This is a genomic window from Marinobacter sp. (assembly GCF_965229985.1).
GTDB lineage: Bacteria > Pseudomonadota > Gammaproteobacteria > Pseudomonadales > Oleiphilaceae > Marinobacter.
The window spans coordinates 2,789,548-2,808,305 of record NZ_OZ245935.1; the positions used below are offsets into that span (position 1 = coordinate 2,789,548).

18 protein-coding genes are annotated in these 18,758 nt (G+C 58.1%); 9 read left to right on the forward strand and 9 right to left on the reverse strand.

Annotated features, from left to right (window positions below; translation table 11 throughout):
- Positions 1 to 3 precede the first annotated feature (3 nt).
- Positions 4 to 444 (forward strand): OmpA family protein, encoded by a 441-nt coding sequence (locus tag ACO06L_RS12795; protein ID WP_202346108.1) that lies wholly within the window; start codon positions 4 to 6, stop codon positions 442 to 444.
- A 308-nt stretch (positions 445 to 752) separates the two neighbouring features.
- Positions 753 to 1,406: a DUF2202 domain-containing protein gene (locus ACO06L_RS12800; RefSeq protein ID WP_158253186.1), complete on the forward strand. Its 654-nt coding sequence runs from the start codon at positions 753 to 755 to the stop codon at positions 1,404 to 1,406.
- Between the two features lie 68 nt (positions 1,407 to 1,474).
- Here the strand turns inward: ACO06L_RS12800 and ACO06L_RS12805 are convergent, their stop codons facing one another.
- From ACO06L_RS12805 to ACO06L_RS12825, 5 genes are all read right to left on the reverse strand, one after another.
- Positions 1,475 to 1,876: an MAPEG family protein gene (locus ACO06L_RS12805; RefSeq protein WP_064229665.1), complete on the reverse strand. Its 402-nt coding sequence runs from the start codon at positions 1,874 to 1,876 to the stop codon at positions 1,475 to 1,477.
- Positions 1,877 to 1,878: 2 nt separating this feature from the next.
- Positions 1,879 to 2,121 (reverse strand): GlsB/YeaQ/YmgE family stress response membrane protein, encoded by a 243-nt coding sequence (locus ACO06L_RS12810; RefSeq protein ID WP_064229664.1) that lies wholly within the window; start codon positions 2,119 to 2,121, stop codon positions 1,879 to 1,881.
- Between the two features lie 95 nt (positions 2,122 to 2,216).
- Positions 2,217 to 2,915: a lysophospholipid acyltransferase family protein gene (locus ACO06L_RS12815; RefSeq protein ID WP_064229663.1), complete on the reverse strand. Its 699-nt coding sequence runs from the start codon at positions 2,913 to 2,915 to the stop codon at positions 2,217 to 2,219.
- Between the two features lie 48 nt (positions 2,916 to 2,963).
- On the reverse strand, positions 2,964 to 3,554 hold the full coding sequence (locus ACO06L_RS12820) for a class GN sortase (protein ID WP_064229662.1): 591 nt from the start codon (positions 3,552 to 3,554) through the stop codon (positions 2,964 to 2,966).
- The gene (locus ACO06L_RS12825) at positions 3,551 to 5,794 is read right to left on the reverse strand and encodes a marine proteobacterial sortase target protein (RefSeq protein ID WP_202346109.1); all 2,244 of its coding nucleotides are present in this window, start codon (positions 5,792 to 5,794) and stop codon (positions 3,551 to 3,553) included. Before ACO06L_RS12825 ends, ACO06L_RS12820 begins: the two co-directional genes overlap by 4 nt.
- A gap of 193 nt (positions 5,795 to 5,987) precedes the next feature.
- On the opposite strand from ACO06L_RS12825, the gene pdsR reads away from it, so the two are divergent.
- The 3 genes from pdsR to ACO06L_RS12840 are packed head-to-tail and all read left to right on the forward strand — an operon-like array spanning position 5,988 to position 10,049.
- Positions 5,988 to 6,689: a proteobacterial dedicated sortase system response regulator gene (pdsR, locus tag ACO06L_RS12830; RefSeq protein ID WP_202346110.1), complete on the forward strand. Its 702-nt coding sequence runs from the start codon at positions 5,988 to 5,990 to the stop codon at positions 6,687 to 6,689.
- A 3-nt stretch (positions 6,690 to 6,692) separates the two neighbouring features.
- Positions 6,693 to 8,723: an ATP-binding protein gene (locus ACO06L_RS12835; RefSeq protein WP_202346111.1), complete on the forward strand. Its 2,031-nt coding sequence runs from the start codon at positions 6,693 to 6,695 to the stop codon at positions 8,721 to 8,723.
- 18 nt (positions 8,724 to 8,741) lie between these two features.
- On the forward strand, positions 8,742 to 10,049 hold the full coding sequence (locus ACO06L_RS12840; RefSeq protein WP_064229658.1) for a DUF3422 family protein: 1,308 nt from the start codon (positions 8,742 to 8,744) through the stop codon (positions 10,047 to 10,049).
- Here ACO06L_RS12840 and ACO06L_RS12845 read toward each other — a convergent pair whose 3' ends face one another.
- Positions 10,050 to 10,841, reverse strand: coding sequence for an ATP-binding protein (locus tag ACO06L_RS12845; RefSeq protein ID WP_064229657.1), 792 nt, complete (start codon positions 10,839 to 10,841; stop codon positions 10,050 to 10,052).
- 83 nt (positions 10,842 to 10,924) lie between these two features.
- On the opposite strand from ACO06L_RS12845, the gene ACO06L_RS12850 reads away from it, so the two are divergent.
- The 3 genes from ACO06L_RS12850 to cysK all read left to right on the forward strand — a co-directional run bounded on the left by ACO06L_RS12850 (position 10,925) and on the right by cysK (position 15,367).
- Positions 10,925 to 11,368, forward strand: a complete 444-nt coding sequence (locus tag ACO06L_RS12850) for a methylglyoxal synthase (protein ID WP_064229656.1) — start codon at positions 10,925 to 10,927, stop codon at positions 11,366 to 11,368.
- 68 nt (positions 11,369 to 11,436) lie between these two features.
- Complete coding sequence (locus ACO06L_RS12855; protein ID WP_202346112.1) at positions 11,437 to 14,346, forward strand: transporter substrate-binding domain-containing diguanylate cyclase; 2,910 nt, start codon at positions 11,437 to 11,439, stop codon at positions 14,344 to 14,346.
- 49 nt (positions 14,347 to 14,395) lie between these two features.
- Complete coding sequence (gene cysK, locus ACO06L_RS12860; RefSeq protein WP_064229655.1) at positions 14,396 to 15,367, forward strand: cysteine synthase A; 972 nt, start codon at positions 14,396 to 14,398, stop codon at positions 15,365 to 15,367.
- 39 nt (positions 15,368 to 15,406) lie between these two features.
- Here cysK and ACO06L_RS12865 read toward each other — a convergent pair whose 3' ends face one another.
- The 3 genes from ACO06L_RS12865 to ACO06L_RS12875 form a co-directional block, all read right to left on the reverse strand.
- Positions 15,407 to 15,985: a porin family protein gene (locus ACO06L_RS12865; RefSeq protein WP_202346113.1), complete on the reverse strand. Its 579-nt coding sequence runs from the start codon at positions 15,983 to 15,985 to the stop codon at positions 15,407 to 15,409.
- 162 nt (positions 15,986 to 16,147) lie between these two features.
- Positions 16,148 to 16,660, reverse strand: coding sequence for a hypothetical protein (locus tag ACO06L_RS12870; protein ID WP_227715749.1), 513 nt, complete (start codon positions 16,658 to 16,660; stop codon positions 16,148 to 16,150).
- A gap of 2 nt (positions 16,661 to 16,662) precedes the next feature.
- Positions 16,663 to 16,986 carry a DUF883 family protein gene (locus ACO06L_RS12875; RefSeq protein WP_202346114.1) on the reverse strand — a complete coding sequence of 108 codons (324 nt, stop codon included), beginning with the start codon at positions 16,984 to 16,986 and terminating at the stop codon, positions 16,663 to 16,665.
- Positions 16,987 to 17,365: 379 nt separating this feature from the next.
- On the opposite strand from ACO06L_RS12875, the gene ACO06L_RS12880 reads away from it, so the two are divergent.
- Positions 17,366 to 18,628 (forward strand): Fic family protein, encoded by a 1,263-nt coding sequence (locus ACO06L_RS12880; RefSeq protein WP_320407621.1) that lies wholly within the window; start codon positions 17,366 to 17,368, stop codon positions 18,626 to 18,628.
- The last annotated feature ends 130 nt before the right edge of the window (positions 18,629 to 18,758 follow it).

Sequence of the window (18,758 nt, forward strand, 5' to 3'; positions counted from 1 at the left end):
CAGATGACCGTACTCGTATTGGATAACCCGGAGCTGATTGCCAATGCCGCGATAGCCGCCGGCTTCACCACAGCCAACTTTGAAGCCGGAACCAGGCGCCCGCACCGTATGAAGTTCCATTACGGCTTCAACAAGCACTCGCTGAACAGTGATGACATTGCGTTCCTGCAACAGCATGCCGCGTATCTGAAGGAACATCCTTCGGTCAGCGTCAGAATTCATGGCCACTCCGACAACTTCGGCTCCGAAGACTACAACCGGTTTCTCTCTCGATTGCGGGCCAACGCGGTCGCGCGGATTCTCATGCAGGAAGGCGTTGCGGAATCCCGGATTCTTGTGAGTCACTGGGGCTCAGCCCGTCCTCTGGCAACCCCGGAAGATCGGGCAGCCAACCGGCGTGTTGAATTGGAATATCGGACTCTGGATGTGGCCCAGGCGCTCTAGGCCGAGGCAACCACGACAAAAACCGCCCCCGAACTTCCGTCATCGCGGGGGCCGAATGCCGCCCGCTCACCAGCGACGAGACACACAACTGAACCAATCTTCGGCTTTTCTGGAATCTCAATTATTCTGATTTATATGGTATTAAGCGGATTAGCCATATTAAGGGTGAAAATTATTATTTAGTAAAAACAGTGACTTAATTACAAAAAAGAAAGCAAACTTACCTTTATTTAACGAACCTTTTGCCCAATTTCCTCGTCTTAGTCATGTATCCAGGGTTTAACTGTTACCTGACTAGAGAGGTCACTATGAACGCAAAAACCTTCACCACTGCCGCACTCATTGGTTCGATGTTCCTTGCCAGCGCCACATTCGCTGCAGGCGGTCCGCGCAACAGCGACGGCGGGGGTCGATCGGCAGAAACTGCCGATTCGGAAGATCTGACCACCATTGAGGTGAGCGATCTGCAGTTCATGCGCGAAGAGGAAAAGCTGGCCCGAGACGTTTATCTCACAATGGACCAGTACTGGGGCGACAGAACGCAGGTATTCGCAAGAATCGCGCTGTCCGAAGAATCTCATACCAGCACCGTAGACTACCTGTTGAAAAAGTTTGATGTTGAAGACCCGGTAGTGAATGACACGATCGGCGTATTCACCAATCAGGAACTTCAGGCCCTGTATGACGAATTGGTTGCCAAGGGAAAAAACTCGTTTGTTGATGGCCTGTTCGTAGGGGGCCTGATCGAAGAGAAGGACATGAGAGATATTCTGGCCGCGATTAATCAAACCGATGAGCGCGCCATCATTCTTGCCTATTCCAACCTGCTGGATGGATCAAAAAGCCACCTGAAAGCCTTTGTAAGCGTCATCGAGGCACAGGGACTGACCTATGAGCCTCAGGTGCTGGATGCGGAAGAAGTGGAGCTTATCCTTAACGACGAGAGCCAGGTTGAGGACTGATCTACCGTAAAACCAGGTCATCGAAACAAGAACGGGGCGGCCCAGAGCCGCCCCGTTCTGTTATTGACTTAGCCATAGACCTGCCAGACGTTCCACAGCAGCAACAATGCAGCCACCAGGATTGCCAGCCAGGTCAGCAGTATGCCCACCATACGCGCCCAGTGGGTGCCACCTCGGCCATTGATCATGCCAAAGGCGTGGAGGATGCGGCCAACCACCAGAGCCATGCCGGTCCAGTAGATCAGGCCGCTGGCAACGCCGTTGAGCTCTGCGATGGCAAGCATGATCAGACCAAGAGGGGCGTACTCCACCAGGTTGGCATGGGCCCGGACAGCCGCCTCAAAGTCCCGGTCATCGGTGACGCCCAGGCCCTTTTTATACTTCAGACGGAATTTGACGACCTGAGCCGACAACACCAGCAAAAGAATGCCAATGACTGCGGCAAACACTCCGGTTACGGGTACGATCATGCTCAGGCCTTCTTGATTGCACTAACGATAGCGAGAAGCAACACAGCGCCTACCGTTGCGGTTACCAGCTCACCAATAGCACCCTGGGCCGCCAGGCCCAAGAGGCGGAACACAAAACCGCCAAGAAACGAGCCGACAATACCAATACCGATGTTGGCCAGAACGCCAAAGCCACGGCCCTTCATGATCAAACCAGCCAGCCAACCGGCCACACCGCCTATAATCAGAAACAGAATCAGATTCATCTCTTGCCTCTCCCTGAGGGTCGTTGAACGAAACGATCAGTCCCGCAAGACTGCCCTGTTTCCAGTGGTGCTTCAAGCACTTCCGGGGGAGTGAATCACAGTGCGGCAATGGCCTCAGACATTTGCCGATGACATCGGGCCATCAGTTCCGGAATATCCTCGACGGTGAGGCCCTCTGTTTCAATGGGTGGCAAAACCCGGATGGCTACCGATTCACGGCGGCCGCTCCAGCCTTTCGCCTCATCGGCGTATTCCTGGACACACACCATAGTGATCGGCGCTCCGGATGCCACCGCTGCGTGAAACGCGCCTTTTTTGAATTTCTGCAGGCCCCGGCCCTTGCTACGGGTGCCCTCGGGGAAAACCCAGAGACTTTTGCGATCCCGGGCGATGGCACTGCTGGTGGCCTTCATAACCGCAATGGCCTTGTGGGAGCGCCCACGATTAAGGATAACGTTGCCGCCCAGCCAGAAGACCTGACCAAAGAAAGGCACCCAGACCAGTGACGATTTACCAACCGTAACGGTGCGCGGCGGCAACAAGTCGCCCACAACAAACAGATCGTCATTGTGCTGGTGATTGGCAATGACGACGGTAGGCCGGTCCTGTGGCATGTTTTCCCAGCCTTCAAGAGGGCGCTCCATACCCAGAACCGCCCGCCCGAAACGAGCGACGACGCGCGCCAGGATACGGTTGTTATCCGGATTGAACGGCCTTGCCGCGTAGAACACCAGCGCGAACAGGCAGATGATCGGGACACTCAGCCACGCCAGCAGTTTTCTGATAATACCCATGCAACCAAACTCTGCAGCCAATTTTTGGCGCACAAGTGTACGCCAACTTTATATTCCGGCAACAGTGTCGATTTGTTCCCTTTGTTTACCCTTTGCTGAAGCCCTGACGACGTATCGCAGCGGCCCACCAGCGTCGACACTGTCGAACGGGTAACAGGTCACCAGCAGAAGCGTTCCTGCCGGCAAACGCTGGGTGTCAATCAGCTCTGAACGGCTGTCCACAACCCGGGCACCCTCAACGAGGTAGCTCTGCCAACGGCCATCCCGGCCTTGCAGGCGAACCTCATTGCCGGTTTCCAGTGCTTTCAGGCTTCGGAAATGGGTATCCCGGTGTCCGGCAATGATCACGGCTCCGCCAGGATCTTCGCTACCGGTTAACCGACCGGGCCCAAATGCCAGACTCTCGCCGTGGGTATCGGCCAGAACAATCATCGTGTCGTTCAGCTCCGGAATAGCCAGGCGAGCCACCGGCCAGGTATCCGCCCAGGGCCACGGCCGTGAGTCCGTCTGCCGGGCCTGGCTTTCCGCCCAGGCAACCTCCAGCAATTCCTGGGCAATAACCGCCTTGAGCGGAATCCATAACCCGAATACCAACAAGGTAGCAGAGCTGGTCAATAACAGAAGCAACAGCTTTGTCATGAAAGTGTCCTCCTCTGCAGCAACACGATCGCCAGGGAGAACATCAGCCCGACCAGGCCAAGCGCGATCAGCAGCGGCGCTGATGTTGCCGTCTGCGGATAGCGCAGCATGCCGGTCTGGCTGCCCGCCGGCAGAAGAGTGGGCAAATTATCCGTTTCCATTGGGGTCTCTGAACTTCGCACCGGTGTGGAATCCACGGCCACAAAACTGGTGTAGGCCGACATCAAGCCGTGGCTGACCGCCAGTTCGGTAATGCCGGCCTTGTCCGGCTCCCGGCCCGTCACCCTGGCCTCATCCTCCAGGCCGTCGATCTTCTCTCTCGCCCAATGGCGATGAAGCCCGCTTGCCGGGGCGGCCTGCTGCAGGTCCAGCGTTCTGGTCCAGTCCTTGCCACCCGGCAGGCGCCCCGACACCTTCAGCTCTCCCATGGCCGGGGCACCCCGCACCACATGAATCAACGGCTCGCCCTGGAACAGGTCGCCCGGGCGCCTCGGAAAGAACTCCTTGCCTGTCTCCTGGCCGGGCCAGTCAACCCGGATATCCGTCAGAACCGGCGACTCCATGGCCGAAAACAGCGCCTGCAAAGGACCATCCACATCGGAAGGCGAGTGGATCGCCGTATAAGTACCCCGGCCCCAGCGGGCGGCCTCACGCATGAAATGCCGATTCGGCGCAGAACCAATGCCCACGGTAAACAACCGCTGTTTGCCCAGTTGCTGACGGATCTGCCGAAACAGCGCCGCCTCATTGCCTACTGCTCCATCGGTAATGAAAATCACCTGACGCACCCGCGCGCCGTCTTCACTCTCACTGGCACTTTCCAGGGCTCTGGACAGAGCCGGCGCCATCTCGGTACCGCCGTCGGCCCGCAGACGGTCAACGTACCGACGGGCCCGGGCGAGGTTATTGCCGGTCGCCACTTCCGGTTGCATAAACAGCGAGTGAGTCTGACTGTTGAACTGAATCACATTGAACCGGTCCCGTGGCGTCAGCGTGTCCAGACCGGCCTGAAGGGCACTTCGGGCCTGACGGATCGATTCCCCCGCCATGGAACCGGAGGTATCGATCACGAACACCAGATCCCGGGGAAGCGCCATGGTGCCGTTTTCGCCCGGCACCAGCATCGCCATGAGATAGTCCTCACCCTGCCAGGACTGGTGAAAAACCGCTGCGGAGGGTTCCAGCCCGGCAACCGGACGCCACCGCACCACGAAATCACGATTCATCAGGACCTCGCCGCCATCGGGACGAATCCTGAAAGTCTGGCCATCCTGACTGCTCGCGAGACGGTGCGACGGACTGGAGACGCTCTCCAGCGGTAGCCCGGAATCAATCACCAGATTGATCACCGCCCGGTGGCTGTCATCCGCCACATCAGCCGGGGTTACCGTAAACGGACTGATAGCACCGGCATCCGGCACCTCGCTCGTCGGCAGCGCCCACCCGCCTTGCCACTGATCCGGTGCATTGCGAACTGGCGCTCCCGGCATGTAACGCGGCGTCAGCGTGGTTGGAACATTGAGCTCGAACACCCCGGCCTGATACTGCACCGGTTGCTGGTACTTCAGCTCAACCGAAACCGTCTCCCCCGGCGGGATATTGGCAACCCGGGCAGTAAACAGATTCGGACGCTGCTGCTCCACATTTGCCGCATGCTGCCCGGCCTGCTTTGCTTTCTCATAGGTCCGACGCGCCGTCTCTTTCGGCTGCACCTTGCCCTCAATGGTCCGCTCCCCAACTTTCATGGTCAGACCATAGACACTGGCCTTCTCGGGCAACGGGAACACGAAAACGCCCTCGCGCCACTGGTCACTGGTATTCCGGAAACTGCGCAGCAACCGGGTGTCGGCAATCAGTCCGCTGACCTGAATGTCGAATTCACTGTCCAGCACCAGCGCCGGTTCCTGCCATTGCCCCTGGCCGTCGACAAAATGCAACTGGCCGACGTTGTCTGCCTCATTCGCCTCGGCATACAGTGGGTGAACAAAAAGCATCAGCAAAACTGCCAGCCAGAGGCTAACTCCCTCACAGATCTGCTTGAAACGACGGTGCAGAAAGCGGCTCATGAACGAGGCCAGCGCCGGGTTCCTTCCGAAACCGTGCGGAGCCATGGATGGCGGAGCCGAGCGTACAGGGACGTATTCACAGCGTGTTTCGGAAGGAACCCGGCGCTGGCCGGGCGGCAGACTCTTATCAGAAGAAGTCGAGTAGAGCTGCAAGAGAGAATTGGAGAGCATCATGAGAGAATCCTTGTGACTGCATGACTGTGCGAAACACCGCCATTTCAGCAATCCGGAAAGGAACTCCCATGGCAGAAAGCGACAAACCACCCTCAAAAAATGATGAATTATGGCAACAACGACCTGCGCGCTTGTTATCACCACCTGCCGTGGTTAAATAGGCACACACCGGCAACGGGAAGCAGCCGCCACCATGAAGAAACACGTTGTACTGATCGAAGACGAACCCGCCATCCGCGACAACTACCGCGCCGCATTCGAGCGCCGTGGCTATCGCGTGACCGCCCATGGCGACCGGTCGTCGGCCTGGCAGGTGTTGCGGCAGTCCTTGCCGGACCTGGCCATCATCGACGTTGGCCTGGGCGACGAGCCGGAGGGGGGCTTCGCCCTGTGCCAGGATCTGAGGTCACTGTCCCAGACCCTGCCGATTATCTTCCTGACCGCCCGTGACAGCGATATCGATTCCGTCCACGGCCTGCGCCTTGGGGCCGATGATTACGTCACCAAAGACATGAGCCTGGACCACCTGCTGGCCCGGGTTACCGCCCTGCTCAGACGGGCCGATGCCTGGGCCGAAGCCCTCCAGAAGCCGGACGAGGTGCTCCAGCGGGGCAAGCTCACCCTCAATGTGGATCGCATGACCGTCGCCTGGGACGAAACCCCCATTGACCTGACCGTCACCGAATTCTGGATGCTGCACTCGCTGGTCCAGCACCCGGGCCATGTGCGTAGCCGCGAACAACTGATGGAAGCCGCCAGCACGGTTCTGGACGACAACACGGTCACCTCTCACATCAAACGCATCCGCCGCAAGTTCCTGCAACTGGATGAGACCTTCGATGGCATCCAGACAGCCTACGGCATGGGTTATCGCTGGAATGCCCGTGAGGTCTGAGCCTTGAATCTCAAGCGCCAGCTGTTCGTCGCCAGCCTGCTGATGCTGCTGATTCCCTGGGCAGGCCTGCAGTTTGTCCTGGAACTGGACGACGCCCTGCGACAACAGGCCCGGCAGCAGCTGCAGGCCCAGGCCGGGAGACTGGCCCAGACGGCCGGCGACCAGATTATCGGCACCACCGTCATCGGGCCTGATGAGCCAGCCATCTACGTGGAGCCCCTGGCCGGCAACCTGAATCTGGATGGTTATGGCGACGACTGGCCGGGCTACGACGAGGAAAACCAGGCAAGAAACTGGCAGGGCCAGACCAGCACGGAGGCCGGCGAGCCATTCCTCCAGTGGCAGGCTGTAACCGACCGGCGGAACCTGTATCTGCTGATCCGCGTCAACCAACGGCAACCCGTGTTCTTCAATCCCGGCAACCCGGATCAGCCCCATGACCGTCTCAGGCTCTGGCTGGAGCCTGCCCCCGGTAACCTTGCCCCCGACGCTATCCGAAGGTCCTGGCTGCTGCGAACGCCAGCCCCGGGCCAGCTTTACGGTCTGGAAGAGGCCAGCCGACAGCCGGACTACCGTATCTCCGGCTTTTTGCAGGGCACCGGCGAGGGCTGGCAACTGGAACTGAAATTGCCCATGCCCGCCGACCGCAGCCGCCTGGGCTTTGCAGCATTATGGGGCCAGGACCAGACAACAGGCGTCTCCACGCCGGTCGACCCACTGCCGGTTCTGGTCAGTCGCAATCTGGCCCTCGAGCGCCAGCTGGAGCCACAACTGAACCAGGGCCAACGGGTACGTCTGGTTGAACCGGCCGGCTGGGTGATCGCGCGACAGCAGTCTGGCTCTGCCACGAAAACACCGGAGTTCGACAGCCTCAGCCCGCTTCAGGTGGTGGAGCAGATCAGTCTCAATGCGCTCCGGGGTCTGGTGCGCCTCTACCAGCCGGAACCGACCGCCATCACAACCGGCACTAACCGCGTGGCAGTTGAAGCGCTCCCGGAGACAGGTCTGGTCCGCCACGAGGATGACAGCGCCTGGCTGCTGACCACCCGGGAGGTTTTCGGTGGTCGCACGCTGATCCTGGAGCAATCACTGGATCAGCTTCTGACCCTCTCCGGCTCTGCCCTGGGCTCGGTAATTGCCCGCAGCACCCTCATCATTGTCGCAATCACCCTGGTTCTGCTTGGCTACGCCAGTTGGCTGTCCTGGCGGATTACACGGCTGCAGCGCGCTGTCAGTGCCAGTATCGACGAAGACGGCCGAATCACCGGCAGAGTGCCGGATGCCCGAAGCAAGGACGAACTGGGCCAGTTGCAACGTCACTTCAGCCTGATGGTGGACCGCCTCCACGGCTACAACCGCTACCTGGAGAGTTTTTCCAGGCGACTGTCCCACGAGCTGAAAACCCCTGTCGCAGTGGTCCGCTCCTCGCTGGAAAACCTTGACCACAGCGACTCGGATGACGAGCGCCGGCAATACATTGAACGGGCCGCTGCCGCCACCGAACGCCTCCGGCAGATTCTCCACGGCATGAGCGAAGCAGCGCGGCTTGAACAGAGCCTGGACCATGCGGATAAAGAACAGTTTGATCTGGCCGAAGTGGCCGCCGAAGCCACGGCCGCCTACCAGGCCCTCGACAGCAACCACCAGATCCGCTATTCAGGACCCGATGCGGGCTGCGCGATCACCGGCTCTCCAGAGCTGATCGTGCAACTGCTCGACAAGCTGGTGGACAACGCCCGGGATTTCACACCGCAGGATCGCCTGATTGAGGTGGGTCTGGAAACCACGCCAGAGGGCTTCTGCCTGTCGGTTTTCAACCAGGGCTCGACACTGCCGGAAGACACCACCACCGACATCTTCAGCCCGTTTGTCTCGATGCGGGACGGCCAGGAACAGGGCCACCTGGGGCAGGGTTTGCTGATCGTCAGCCTGATTGCCGACTACCATGGTGCCCGGGTGGAAGCCCGTAACCGCACCCAAGGTGGCATTGACGGCGTAAGCTTCCGGGTTATTATCCCTGCCATCCATTCTTGAAAACAGGAACTTCCCGCCGTGAGCGCACGCCTGGACTCCCTCGATATTCATCCGCTTCGGAACGATCTCTACAACGAGCTGCATTCACGGCCGTTTCAGGTGCTTCCAACCCCGGCGCGGGTCACCCAGATGGCGGTGATGACGACCCCGGAGCAACGGGAGCAGCAATTCCGGCATCTTCAGGAACTCCATCGCCTGATGGGGCATCCGGTGCCGGAAAACGAGGTGGGCTGCTTTGAACACACCTTCGGTTCACTGCGGGTGCGTCGCGAGATGCACATGGAGTTCGCCTCCTACACCTTTATCAATCTGGAAGCCGGAGATGAAACACCCTTTACCGAGACCGGTATCACCCCGCTGCCCGAAGGATGGCTGGAGCAACTGACCGGTACCGTGATCGCGGCATTCCACCTGGAAGTCCGGCCCGCTTCTGACGGAACCGAGGGCGACCTGGATTACGTGCGCAAGCACTTCGAGGGCATGCGGCTGATTGGCAGCAGTCCCCAGGAGGGTGCCGCCCGGGTATGGGGCACCTTCCGGCTGCACAGCGATGGCTTTGGCAGGTTCATGGTGATGAACCACCACATGTCGGACAGCCAGCTGGGCCGCCTGACCCAGCGCCTGATGGAGATTGAAACTTACCGCCTGATGTCACTGCTGGCGCTGCCGGTTGCCCGGGAAATCACGCCATCCCTGAACGATATGGACGAAAAGCTGGCGGTGATCACCCGGTCACTGGCGGAAAACGAAGATGTGGATGAAGAGAAACTGTTGGCCCAGCTGACCAACATTGCAGCCCGTATCGAAGCCTTCCGGGCCCATTCCACGTTCCGCTTCTCCGCCACCCGCGCCTATCACCGGCTGGTACTGACCCGGCTGGAGGAATTGCGGGAGGACGAACTTTCCGGCCACCTGACCCTGACCGAGTTCATGACCCGTCGGCTGACACCGGCGGTGAAAACCTGCGAAGCCGTGAGTGAGCGACTGGAAGACCTGTCCCGCCGGGTAGACCGGGCCTCAGACATGATGCGCACCCGGGTGGAGCTGGCCATCCAGAGCCAGAACCAGCAGCTGCTCAGCTCCATGGACCGTCGCTCCAAAATTCAGCTGATGATGCAGCACACTGTGGAAGGTTTCTCCGTGGTGGCCATCACCTATTACCTGATTGGCCTGCTCAAGTTCGGCCTGGATTCGGTCTACGAGGCCGGTGTCGTCTTCAACAAAACCCTGGTTCTGGGCATCGCCATTCCGGTGGTGATGGCCCTGGTCTTCCTGGGGGTTCGGGTGGTTCACCATCACTTCATCAAGATGGCAAAACGGCAATAGCTACTTAAGCTTGCCCAGATCCCGGTCGCCGGCAAACTGACGGTAGAACTGCTGGGCCGTTCGGCCGTTGCGCACACCCTTGGCGGTAGCAAAGCGAATCGCCTCGCGATGCAGCCCTTCCCGGTCATCAAATTCCGGGAAAAGCGCATCCACGGCCTGCAGGTACACCCCTTGCGAAAACGCGTAGAACGACAGCTGCAGACCAAACCGGTCCGCCAGGGACACCTGTTCCTCGATGGCCTCCGCCGGATGCAGCTCACCGTCCCGCATCTCGCTCTTGAGGTTGTCAGACATAAACTCCGGCATAAGGTGGCGGCGGTTGGAGGTGGCATACACCCGCACGTTCTCCGGAGGCAGTTCCAGGGAACCCTCCAGTACACTTTTCAGGGCCTTGTAGCTGGACTCACCAACATCAAACGACAGGTCGTCGCAGAAAATCACGAACCAGAACGGCAGATCGCAGATTTCGTCGACAATTTCCGGCAGGTTGACCAGATCGTCCTTGTCCACCTCGATCATCCGGAGCCCGCGCTCCTGATAGCGATTCAACAGCGCCTTGATCAACGAGGACTTGCCCGTGCCCCGGGAGCCCCAGAGCAAAGCGTTGTTGGAAGGCTCGCCGGCAAGAAAGCGCTCGGTGTTGCGGGCCAGGGCCTGCTGCTGTCGGTCGATACCCTTCAGATCCTGCCACTGCACCGGATCGAGCCGGCGGATGGCGCGAAGCCCCGAGCGATGGCGGCGCCAGACGGCGGCCGGGGTGGATTGCCAGTCAAAGGATGCAGTCGCGGACATAAACCTCTTTCCTATTCCGTCCCGGGTCAGGCTGTGAAACACTGACCCTGTAAAAACTGTGATAACAGGAGACTTTACCCCAAATGGCCGTAAAATCCGTCGCTTTGGTGGCACACGACAACAAGAAAAAGGAACTGGTGGACTGGGTTGCCGAAAACCGCACCCGTTTTGCCCCACTGAAACTCTACGCCACCGGCACCACCGGCCGGCTGCTCCGGGACAACCTGGAGCGGGATGACATCCATTGCCTGCTCAGCGGCCCCCTGGGCGGCGACCAGCAAATCGGCGCCAAGATCGCCGAGGGCGAAATCGACCTGCTGGTGTTCTTCTGGGACCCTCTGGAACCTCAACCCCATGACCCGGATATCAAAGCCCTGTTGCGTATTGCCGCACTCTGGAACATCCCCGTGGCCTGCAACCGGGCAACCGCGGAATTTATCCTGACTTCAGCGTACATGACCGACGACCAGCATCAGCCGAGGAAGCCCGATTTCTCCGATTACACCGGCCGCTCGGTCAGCACCTGAGGCAGTAGGCAAGGCCGGTGGTTATGACTACACTGGTAATGTAGCTGTAGAGGACCGCCGGCGCCCCGATGAACTCCCTTGCCACCCCCTGCCAATGCCCGTTCAAGAGAGTGGCCGTCGCTGTTCTTTTCGCACTGGTTTACCTACTCGCCGCACCTCCGGCCTGGGCCCAGGAGGTGTCCGATACCGTTACTGTCGGCATCGTCGCTGACAACAAACCCTATTCTTTTAATGAGGGGCGCGGCGCCTCCGGTTTTTCCGTTGATATTCTGCGGGAAGTCGCCGAACAGGCTGATCTGAAGTTCACCTTCAGGGCCGGCAGCTGGCCAGAAGTCTACGGCGCCTTCATGCGGGGCGAACTCGACGTTATTGATGGCATCTCCTTTCGTCAGGACCGTGCAGAGCAAATCCTGTTTACCGAGCCTTACCACATTCGACAGACTTACCTGATGCATGACACCCAGAATCCAGTCGGGAATGTCGACAGCATTGAGGACCTTCAGGGTCTGAGAGTGGGTGTCGTGCGAGACATCTATTACCGCGATGCCCTTACCGAAAAGGGCATCACACTCAACACATACGACTCGCTGCACAGCCTGATTCGGGCACTGGCTTTCGGATGGGTGGATGTGATTATCGGGCCGCAGCTTACTCTTCAGTATTACGCCAACGAGGCCGGCTTTCGTTTCCTTGCCATTGCCGGCAAGGCACCGCTGGGCGATCTTGCCCGCGAGGACTTCCGCATCGGCGTTCTGAAAACCAATGAGGCCCTGTTCAATCGGATCAGTCAGGGCCTTGCGGAGATTCCGGACCAGCGCAAACGCGAACTGCTGGAGCGTTGGCAGGAATTTGGCGGTGCCAGTCTCTCTGGCTCCGGGAATTTTGTTCTCAGCCCCGAACAGCGCCGGTTCATTGCGGAAACCGGCCCGGTCCGCGTCGGGCTGATGCGGGACTATGCCCCCTACAGCTTTGAGAGTGGTACGCGCATCCAGGGCCTGACGGTGGATATCCTGAACCGGCTGTCAGATCTGACCGGGCTACAGGTAATTCCCGTGGGCGGCCAGTGGATCGAACTGTTGCCACTGTTCCGGAACGGCGAGATCGACATACTGGCAAACATGTCGTTCAGCCCTGAACGCAGCGCTTTCACCCGCTTCACCGAGCCATATCACACCATCCCCAATGTGGCCTTCACCCGAGAACAGGATCTTTCCCTTAACACCCTTGAGGACCTCAAGGGTATGCGAGTGGCGCTGGGCTCCGGCATCTATTACGAACAGCCATTGCAGGAAGCGCTGGGAGACGACGCCCGTATATTCACCGCCCAGGATGCGATGTTCGAAGCCCTCGCCAGAGGCCAGGTCGATGTGGTTCTGGCGGCATTGCCCAACGGCAATTTCTGGGTTCGTGAACTGGGACTTCCGGGGGTCCGTATCGCCGGGGAACTGATTCTGGATGGCCTGCCGGGTGAGGATCTCCGATTCGGCGTACGCCCGGGCCTTGCGCCTCTGGCCGGCATTCTCGATCAGGCCCTGGCCACCATCAGTGCCGAAGAAATCCGCACCATCGAAGACCGTTGGCTCGGCGCCAGCGGTGGAACCCGACAGCCCGGCACTGGCAAGGCAAACCTGACAGAAGCGGAACTGGCATGGCTGGAAAACCGCAGCAACCGGGTGTCCATGTGCATTGACCCCGACTGGCTTCCCCTGGAGGGTAGGGATGCAAACAGAAAGCATGCAGGCCTTTCTGCAGAGGTGTTCCGACTGTTCGCCGAGCGCACGCCAATCCATTTCGACGTGGTGCCAACCGACAATTGGCAGCAGTCCATGCAGGCTGCGCGGGAGCGCCGATGCGATCTGCTGGCCATGGCCATGAAAACGCCGGAACGGTCCGAATTCATGAATTTCACCGAGCCCTACCTGGAAGTTCCCAACGTCGTCCTGGGGCGGATCGAAGCACCATTCATCGAACGGATTGGCGACCTTCGCGGCCAGAAAGTGGGCGTTGTCGAGGGCTATGCCTTTGCCGAGCTCCTGCAAACCCGCTATCCGTCCATGGACCTGATCGGAGTCAGCAACGAGCAGGAGGGGCTCCGGCGCCTTCAAAACCATGAGCTGGACGGCTACATCACGACCCTGGCAACTGCCAGCTACTACATGCAGGAACTTGGCCTGGCGGACCTGAAAGTCATTGGCAGGATCCCCGCAGACTGGTCGCTGGCCGTTGCCATCCGGGACGACGAGCCGGTTCTCCTTGGCATCATGCAGAAACTGGTGTCCAGCCTGACCACGGAAGAGCGACGGAGCCTGGAGAGCCATTGGCGCAACATCCAGTTGAAACAGACAGTGGACTATACGCTGATCTGGCAGCTTCTGATTGCGGGCGCCCTAGTGACGGCCCTGCTGATCTACTGGAACCGGAAACTGGGCCGTCTGAACAAGGAACTGGCGGTCGCCAATGAGACGCTGGCCCGCCTGAGCGTGACCGATGACCTGACTCAACTTGGGAACCGAAGCTACTTCGACCAGGAGTTCCGGAAAAGCTTCCAGTGGTGCCAGCGGCACCACTCCGGTTTTGCGGTGGCCATGGTCGACGCCGACCACTTCAAAAAGATCAACGACACCTTCGGCCATGAGGCCGGCGACCTCTGCCTGAAAGCGCTGGCCGATACCATGCGCAAACACTTTCGTCGGGAAACCGACCGGTTATCGAGGTTTGGCGGCGAGGAGTTCGTGGTTTTTGCGAGCTACGAGGACAGCGATGAAATCCGCAACCGTCTGGAGACATTCCGGGAGGCTGTCGCCAGTGCCTGCAACATATGCGGTCACAATGATATCCGGCTGACCATCAGCATTGGTCTGGCAACGGGGATTCCGGGGCCGGAGGCCTCTCCGGCAGAATTTCTGAGACAGGCCGATCAGGCCCTGTACCAGGCCAAACAGAATGGCAGGAACCGTCTTGAGGTACGAGCGGTCTGATCAGAAGTGGTGCTAAGATGCGGGAAAACACAAGGATAAGGAGAACGCCATGGCACGTATCTACGAGGACAACTCACTCTCCATTGGCAATACCCCGCTGGTAAAACTGAACCGGGTCAACGAAGGCGCAACTATCTGGGCCAAGATTGAGGGCCGCAATCCGGCCTATTCGGTCAAATGCCGGATCGGCTCAGCCATGATCTGGGACGCTGAAAAACGCGGCACTCTGAAACCCGGCATGACCATCGTGGAGCCCACCAGTGGCAACACGGGCATCGCACTGGCATTTGTTGCAGCAGCCCGGGGCTATAAACTGGTCCTGACCATGCCCGCTTCCATGAGCCTGGAGCGCCGCAAGGTGCTGAAAGCCCTTGGAGCAGAACTGGTACTGACCGAACCTGCCAAAGGTATGCCCGGTGCCATCGCCAAGGCCGAAGAAATCTTTGCCGCCGACCCGGACAACCATTTTCTGCCTCAACAGTTCCAGAACCCGGCCAATCCCCGAATACACGAGGACACCACAGGGCCGGAAATCTGGAACGACACCGACGGTGAAATCGATATCTTCGTGGCAGGCGTTGGCACTGGCGGTACGCTGACTGGCGTATCCCGCTACATCAAGGGCACCAAAGGCAAGCAGATTACCACCGTCGCCGTGGAGCCGACGGATTCCCCGGTGATAAGTCAGGTGATGAACGGAGAAGATCCCAAACCCGCGCCGCACAAGATTCAGGGCATCGGTGCCGGATTCGTACCCAAGAATCTGGATCTTGATCTGGTCGACCAGGTGGAAGCGGTATCCAATGAAGACGCCATGGACATGGCCCACCGGCTGATGCAGGAAGAGGGCATTCTCTGCGGTATTTCCTGCGGCGCTGCAGTGGTAGCTGCGGTTCGGATCAGCAAGCAGCCGGAATACCAGGGTAAGAATATTGTGGTGGTCCTGCCGGATACTGCAGAGCGGTATCTCTCGTCGGCATTGTTCGCGGACCGGTTTGGCGAACAGGAGAACGTTCAGTAACTGTAAAAAGGCGCAGCCTCGCGCTGCGCCTTGCACTCATCAGAACTGATACTTCAGGCCGACCCGGCCGGTATCAAACTCCGGTCCGCTGTTGGTTACCTGCCCGTTGAAGTCCTCTTTATCAATGTCGATGTTGTAGCGATTGTACTCGGCGAATGCCGTCAGATCCGGCGTTACCCTGAAATCCACACCGGCACCCACAAAGGGCGATACCTCATCATAGGTTTCACTCTCGTTGAATGCGTCGACATCAAAAGCAGAAGCAAAGGCACCGGCTTTGCCATATACGCCGAAGCTGTCAGTGAGAGGCAGACGACCAACAGCACCCAGGCCAAAGCCTTTCAGCTTGCCCTCCACGTTATCCTCGCCAAAGTTGCCAAAATCGATGTACTCCGCTTCCAGGGCAAGAAACGGATTAAACTGGTAGCCGACGGCGGCGCCAAGCAGATCGTTCTCATCCTCAAACTCGCCCCCGTGGGATTTGTAGCCACCGTAGCTGCCGCTGATATAGGGGCCTGACTGGTCTCGCTCTACGCTGCCCTGAGCCAAAGCTGCGGGCGCAGTGACAAAAGAGGCTGTGAAAAGTGCGGCACTGGTAAAACGGATTGCAGAGTTCATAAGGCGTTCCTCCTGGTGAGTTCAGATATCCTTTCACCGGCAACCGAAAGCTGTCTTTCAATTACCTGAACTCACCCTACAAGGAATTTTGGCCCAACCGGGTTAAAACCGGACTAAGATCTGGTAATCCGGAATTAATTTAGGAGAAACAAGGACTTCAGTTTAAACGGTGGGTCCGGGATCTACGGAGGCTTTATCGTCTTTCAGTGGATCCTCACCAGAAATGGACTCATCAAGCTCTGCGGATTCTGCCTGTTTCATCAGTTCCATGCCGCCTTGCAAAAGCAGTGATTTAAGCCGCGGGTCTTTCTGTTCCGCGATACCCACCGCAAAGGCCATTAGGGCAGCTTCCAGGGGGTTTTCTTTGATCAGATTGCGGATGGCATCGATACCTGAGCCCGATTGAGCATTCGACTCCTTGGGACGCTTGCTAGAGGAAACCGGGCGCGTCAGGCGATGGAAGACGAGCGCAAGTGCGAGCATACACACGAACCCTGCCAGCCCCATGGCGCCGGCCTCGCCGAGCCAGGGTGACAGCGCAAGGACGGCTGCCTGAACAAGCAGGTAAAATCCGAACAGCAGCAGGGCGGTGAGCAAGACCATCGCCAGCAAAAAACCGATGATGGCAGCGGCAGCCTTGCGCACCGCACCCCGTACCTGAGGGGAATCAAGCATGATCAGCGATCAAGCATCTTGCCTACCAGAATACCCGCGAGAAACATGACGATGATGCTGAGGAACGGCCGCTCCTCAATCTTGTGTTCAACATCGTGAAACGCTTTGTCTCCGGCATCCTTGGCACGATGCAACGCCTCATCGCCCCTCTGCCTGACCTGATCAAGGGCCTCGCGACTCTCCCGACGTATTTCATCGCGCAAACTGCTGATGTTGCTTTTCTGGCTTTCCGAAACGGTCCGGGTCAGCTTGGCCAGATCCTCGCGCAGTTCCTGAAGATCCTGCTTAACCTGATTATAGTCGTCTTGGGTAGATTTAGCTTCCATGTTCTGCCTCCTTAAACAATAGATCTACTGCTGATTTGGCGTTTCCTGAATAAGAATGCGCCCCCGCCAATCCAATCATTAATATCGGAGAACGCACTTTCAGCGTAGCACATGGAATTCAGGTACAAGTTACCGGCCGGTAACTCATCGGTTGGCTCCTGAAACGCCGGCTTCTAAATATGCGCGCTGTGTTCCTGCAGAGTCTTCAAATAAACCAACGACGAGTGCCCCGAACGAAAAAGAAAGACATCAACTCAAAATAGATCCAGAGAACCGGACAAAAAACCGGACAAAATCGTACTACTAGCTCACTACTACCCCTGAGCGATTAACATGTAACTCCATATCAAATAGTTATTTTTTGTGGCAAGGTAAATTAGTGAAACCGGACATCAAACCGGACAAAATCGGGCACCAATACTGCGAAGTTTTCGACATGACCGCATTCATGGATATGGCACCTTTCGTTCCACGTGAAGATTCAATGCTTCACTACGGGCTTTTAGATCTGGCGAGCACTCTTAATCGCGAGGCCGCGAAGCTAACAGGACGCTTGGCCGACGAGACAGCAGAAACCATTCGCCAGCACATGGCCGTCATAAACTCTTATTACTCAAATCTCATTGAGGGCAACCGCACCCTGCCCCACCAAATTCGGGAAGCTCAGCGAGGCGACTTCAGCCATGATCCAGTCGCTCGGGATTACCAATTAGAGTCTATTGCCCATATTCAAGTGCAGGACTGGATCAAAGCCGAAAATCCCGACCTGGAACGAGTGTGCTCGCCTGAGTTCCTTTTGGACATACATGAGCATTTCTATCGAGATTTACCTGATTCTCTGCGAATTCTGAAGTCCGATGATGGCAGTGAGAGCATGGTTGAGCCAGGTCGATTCCGAACCCAAACGGTAACGGTGGGTCAGCATAAACCGCCTGCTGCGGAACACGTCAGCCAACTAATCGCTCAGGCCTGCGAGCACTATGCTGGGCGACTTTACGCGGGCGACAAAAGATTCGTTGCTATGGCTTGTGCTCATCACCGTCTTTTATGGATCCACCCCTTCCTTGATGGAAATGGGCGCGTCATAAGGCTTTGGACCGATGCTGCATGGCGAGCTGCCGGACTGGAGAGTATAGGTGTTTGGTGTTTGAGTCGGGGTCTGGCTAGACAGTCAGACATCTACAAGTCAAAACTGGCTCGCGCCGACTTCCCTCGCCAGGGCGATCAGGACGGTCGCGGCTATCTCAGCGAGACCGAGTTAGCCCGCTTCTGCCAATTCATGCTCGAGACTGCGAAAGATCAAGTGGCCTATATTTCTGGACTGTTAGACCTTGGAGGCATGCAGAAACGCATATTGAGGTACGTACAAGCTCGAAACGATGGCCGGGTATCTGGAGTTGATGGTGACCTGAAATCGGAAGCAGCCCAGATTCTATTTCAAGCGTTTATCCAAGGCTCTCTTGAACGCTCGACGGCACTTGAGATGACAGGCGCTAGCGAAAGCCGAACAGCCAGGCGTTTAATAAAACAGCTAAAGGACGATGGCCTGTTAAGTGAAACCAGTAGTCGTTCTCCGTTGAAATGGGAGATTCCGGAACATGCCGAGCTTTTTTACTTTCCTCAGCTTGCTCCGGGCATATGACCACCTGAAGTTAAGCTTTGGACTCACCCCGGTCCGCTCAACGGGTCAAGATCTACTTGGTGGTGGCACCATATTGTTGCCGGATATTGGCCGCTAGGGTCGCAAAGCGGACATTCGGGTTCAGTGATAA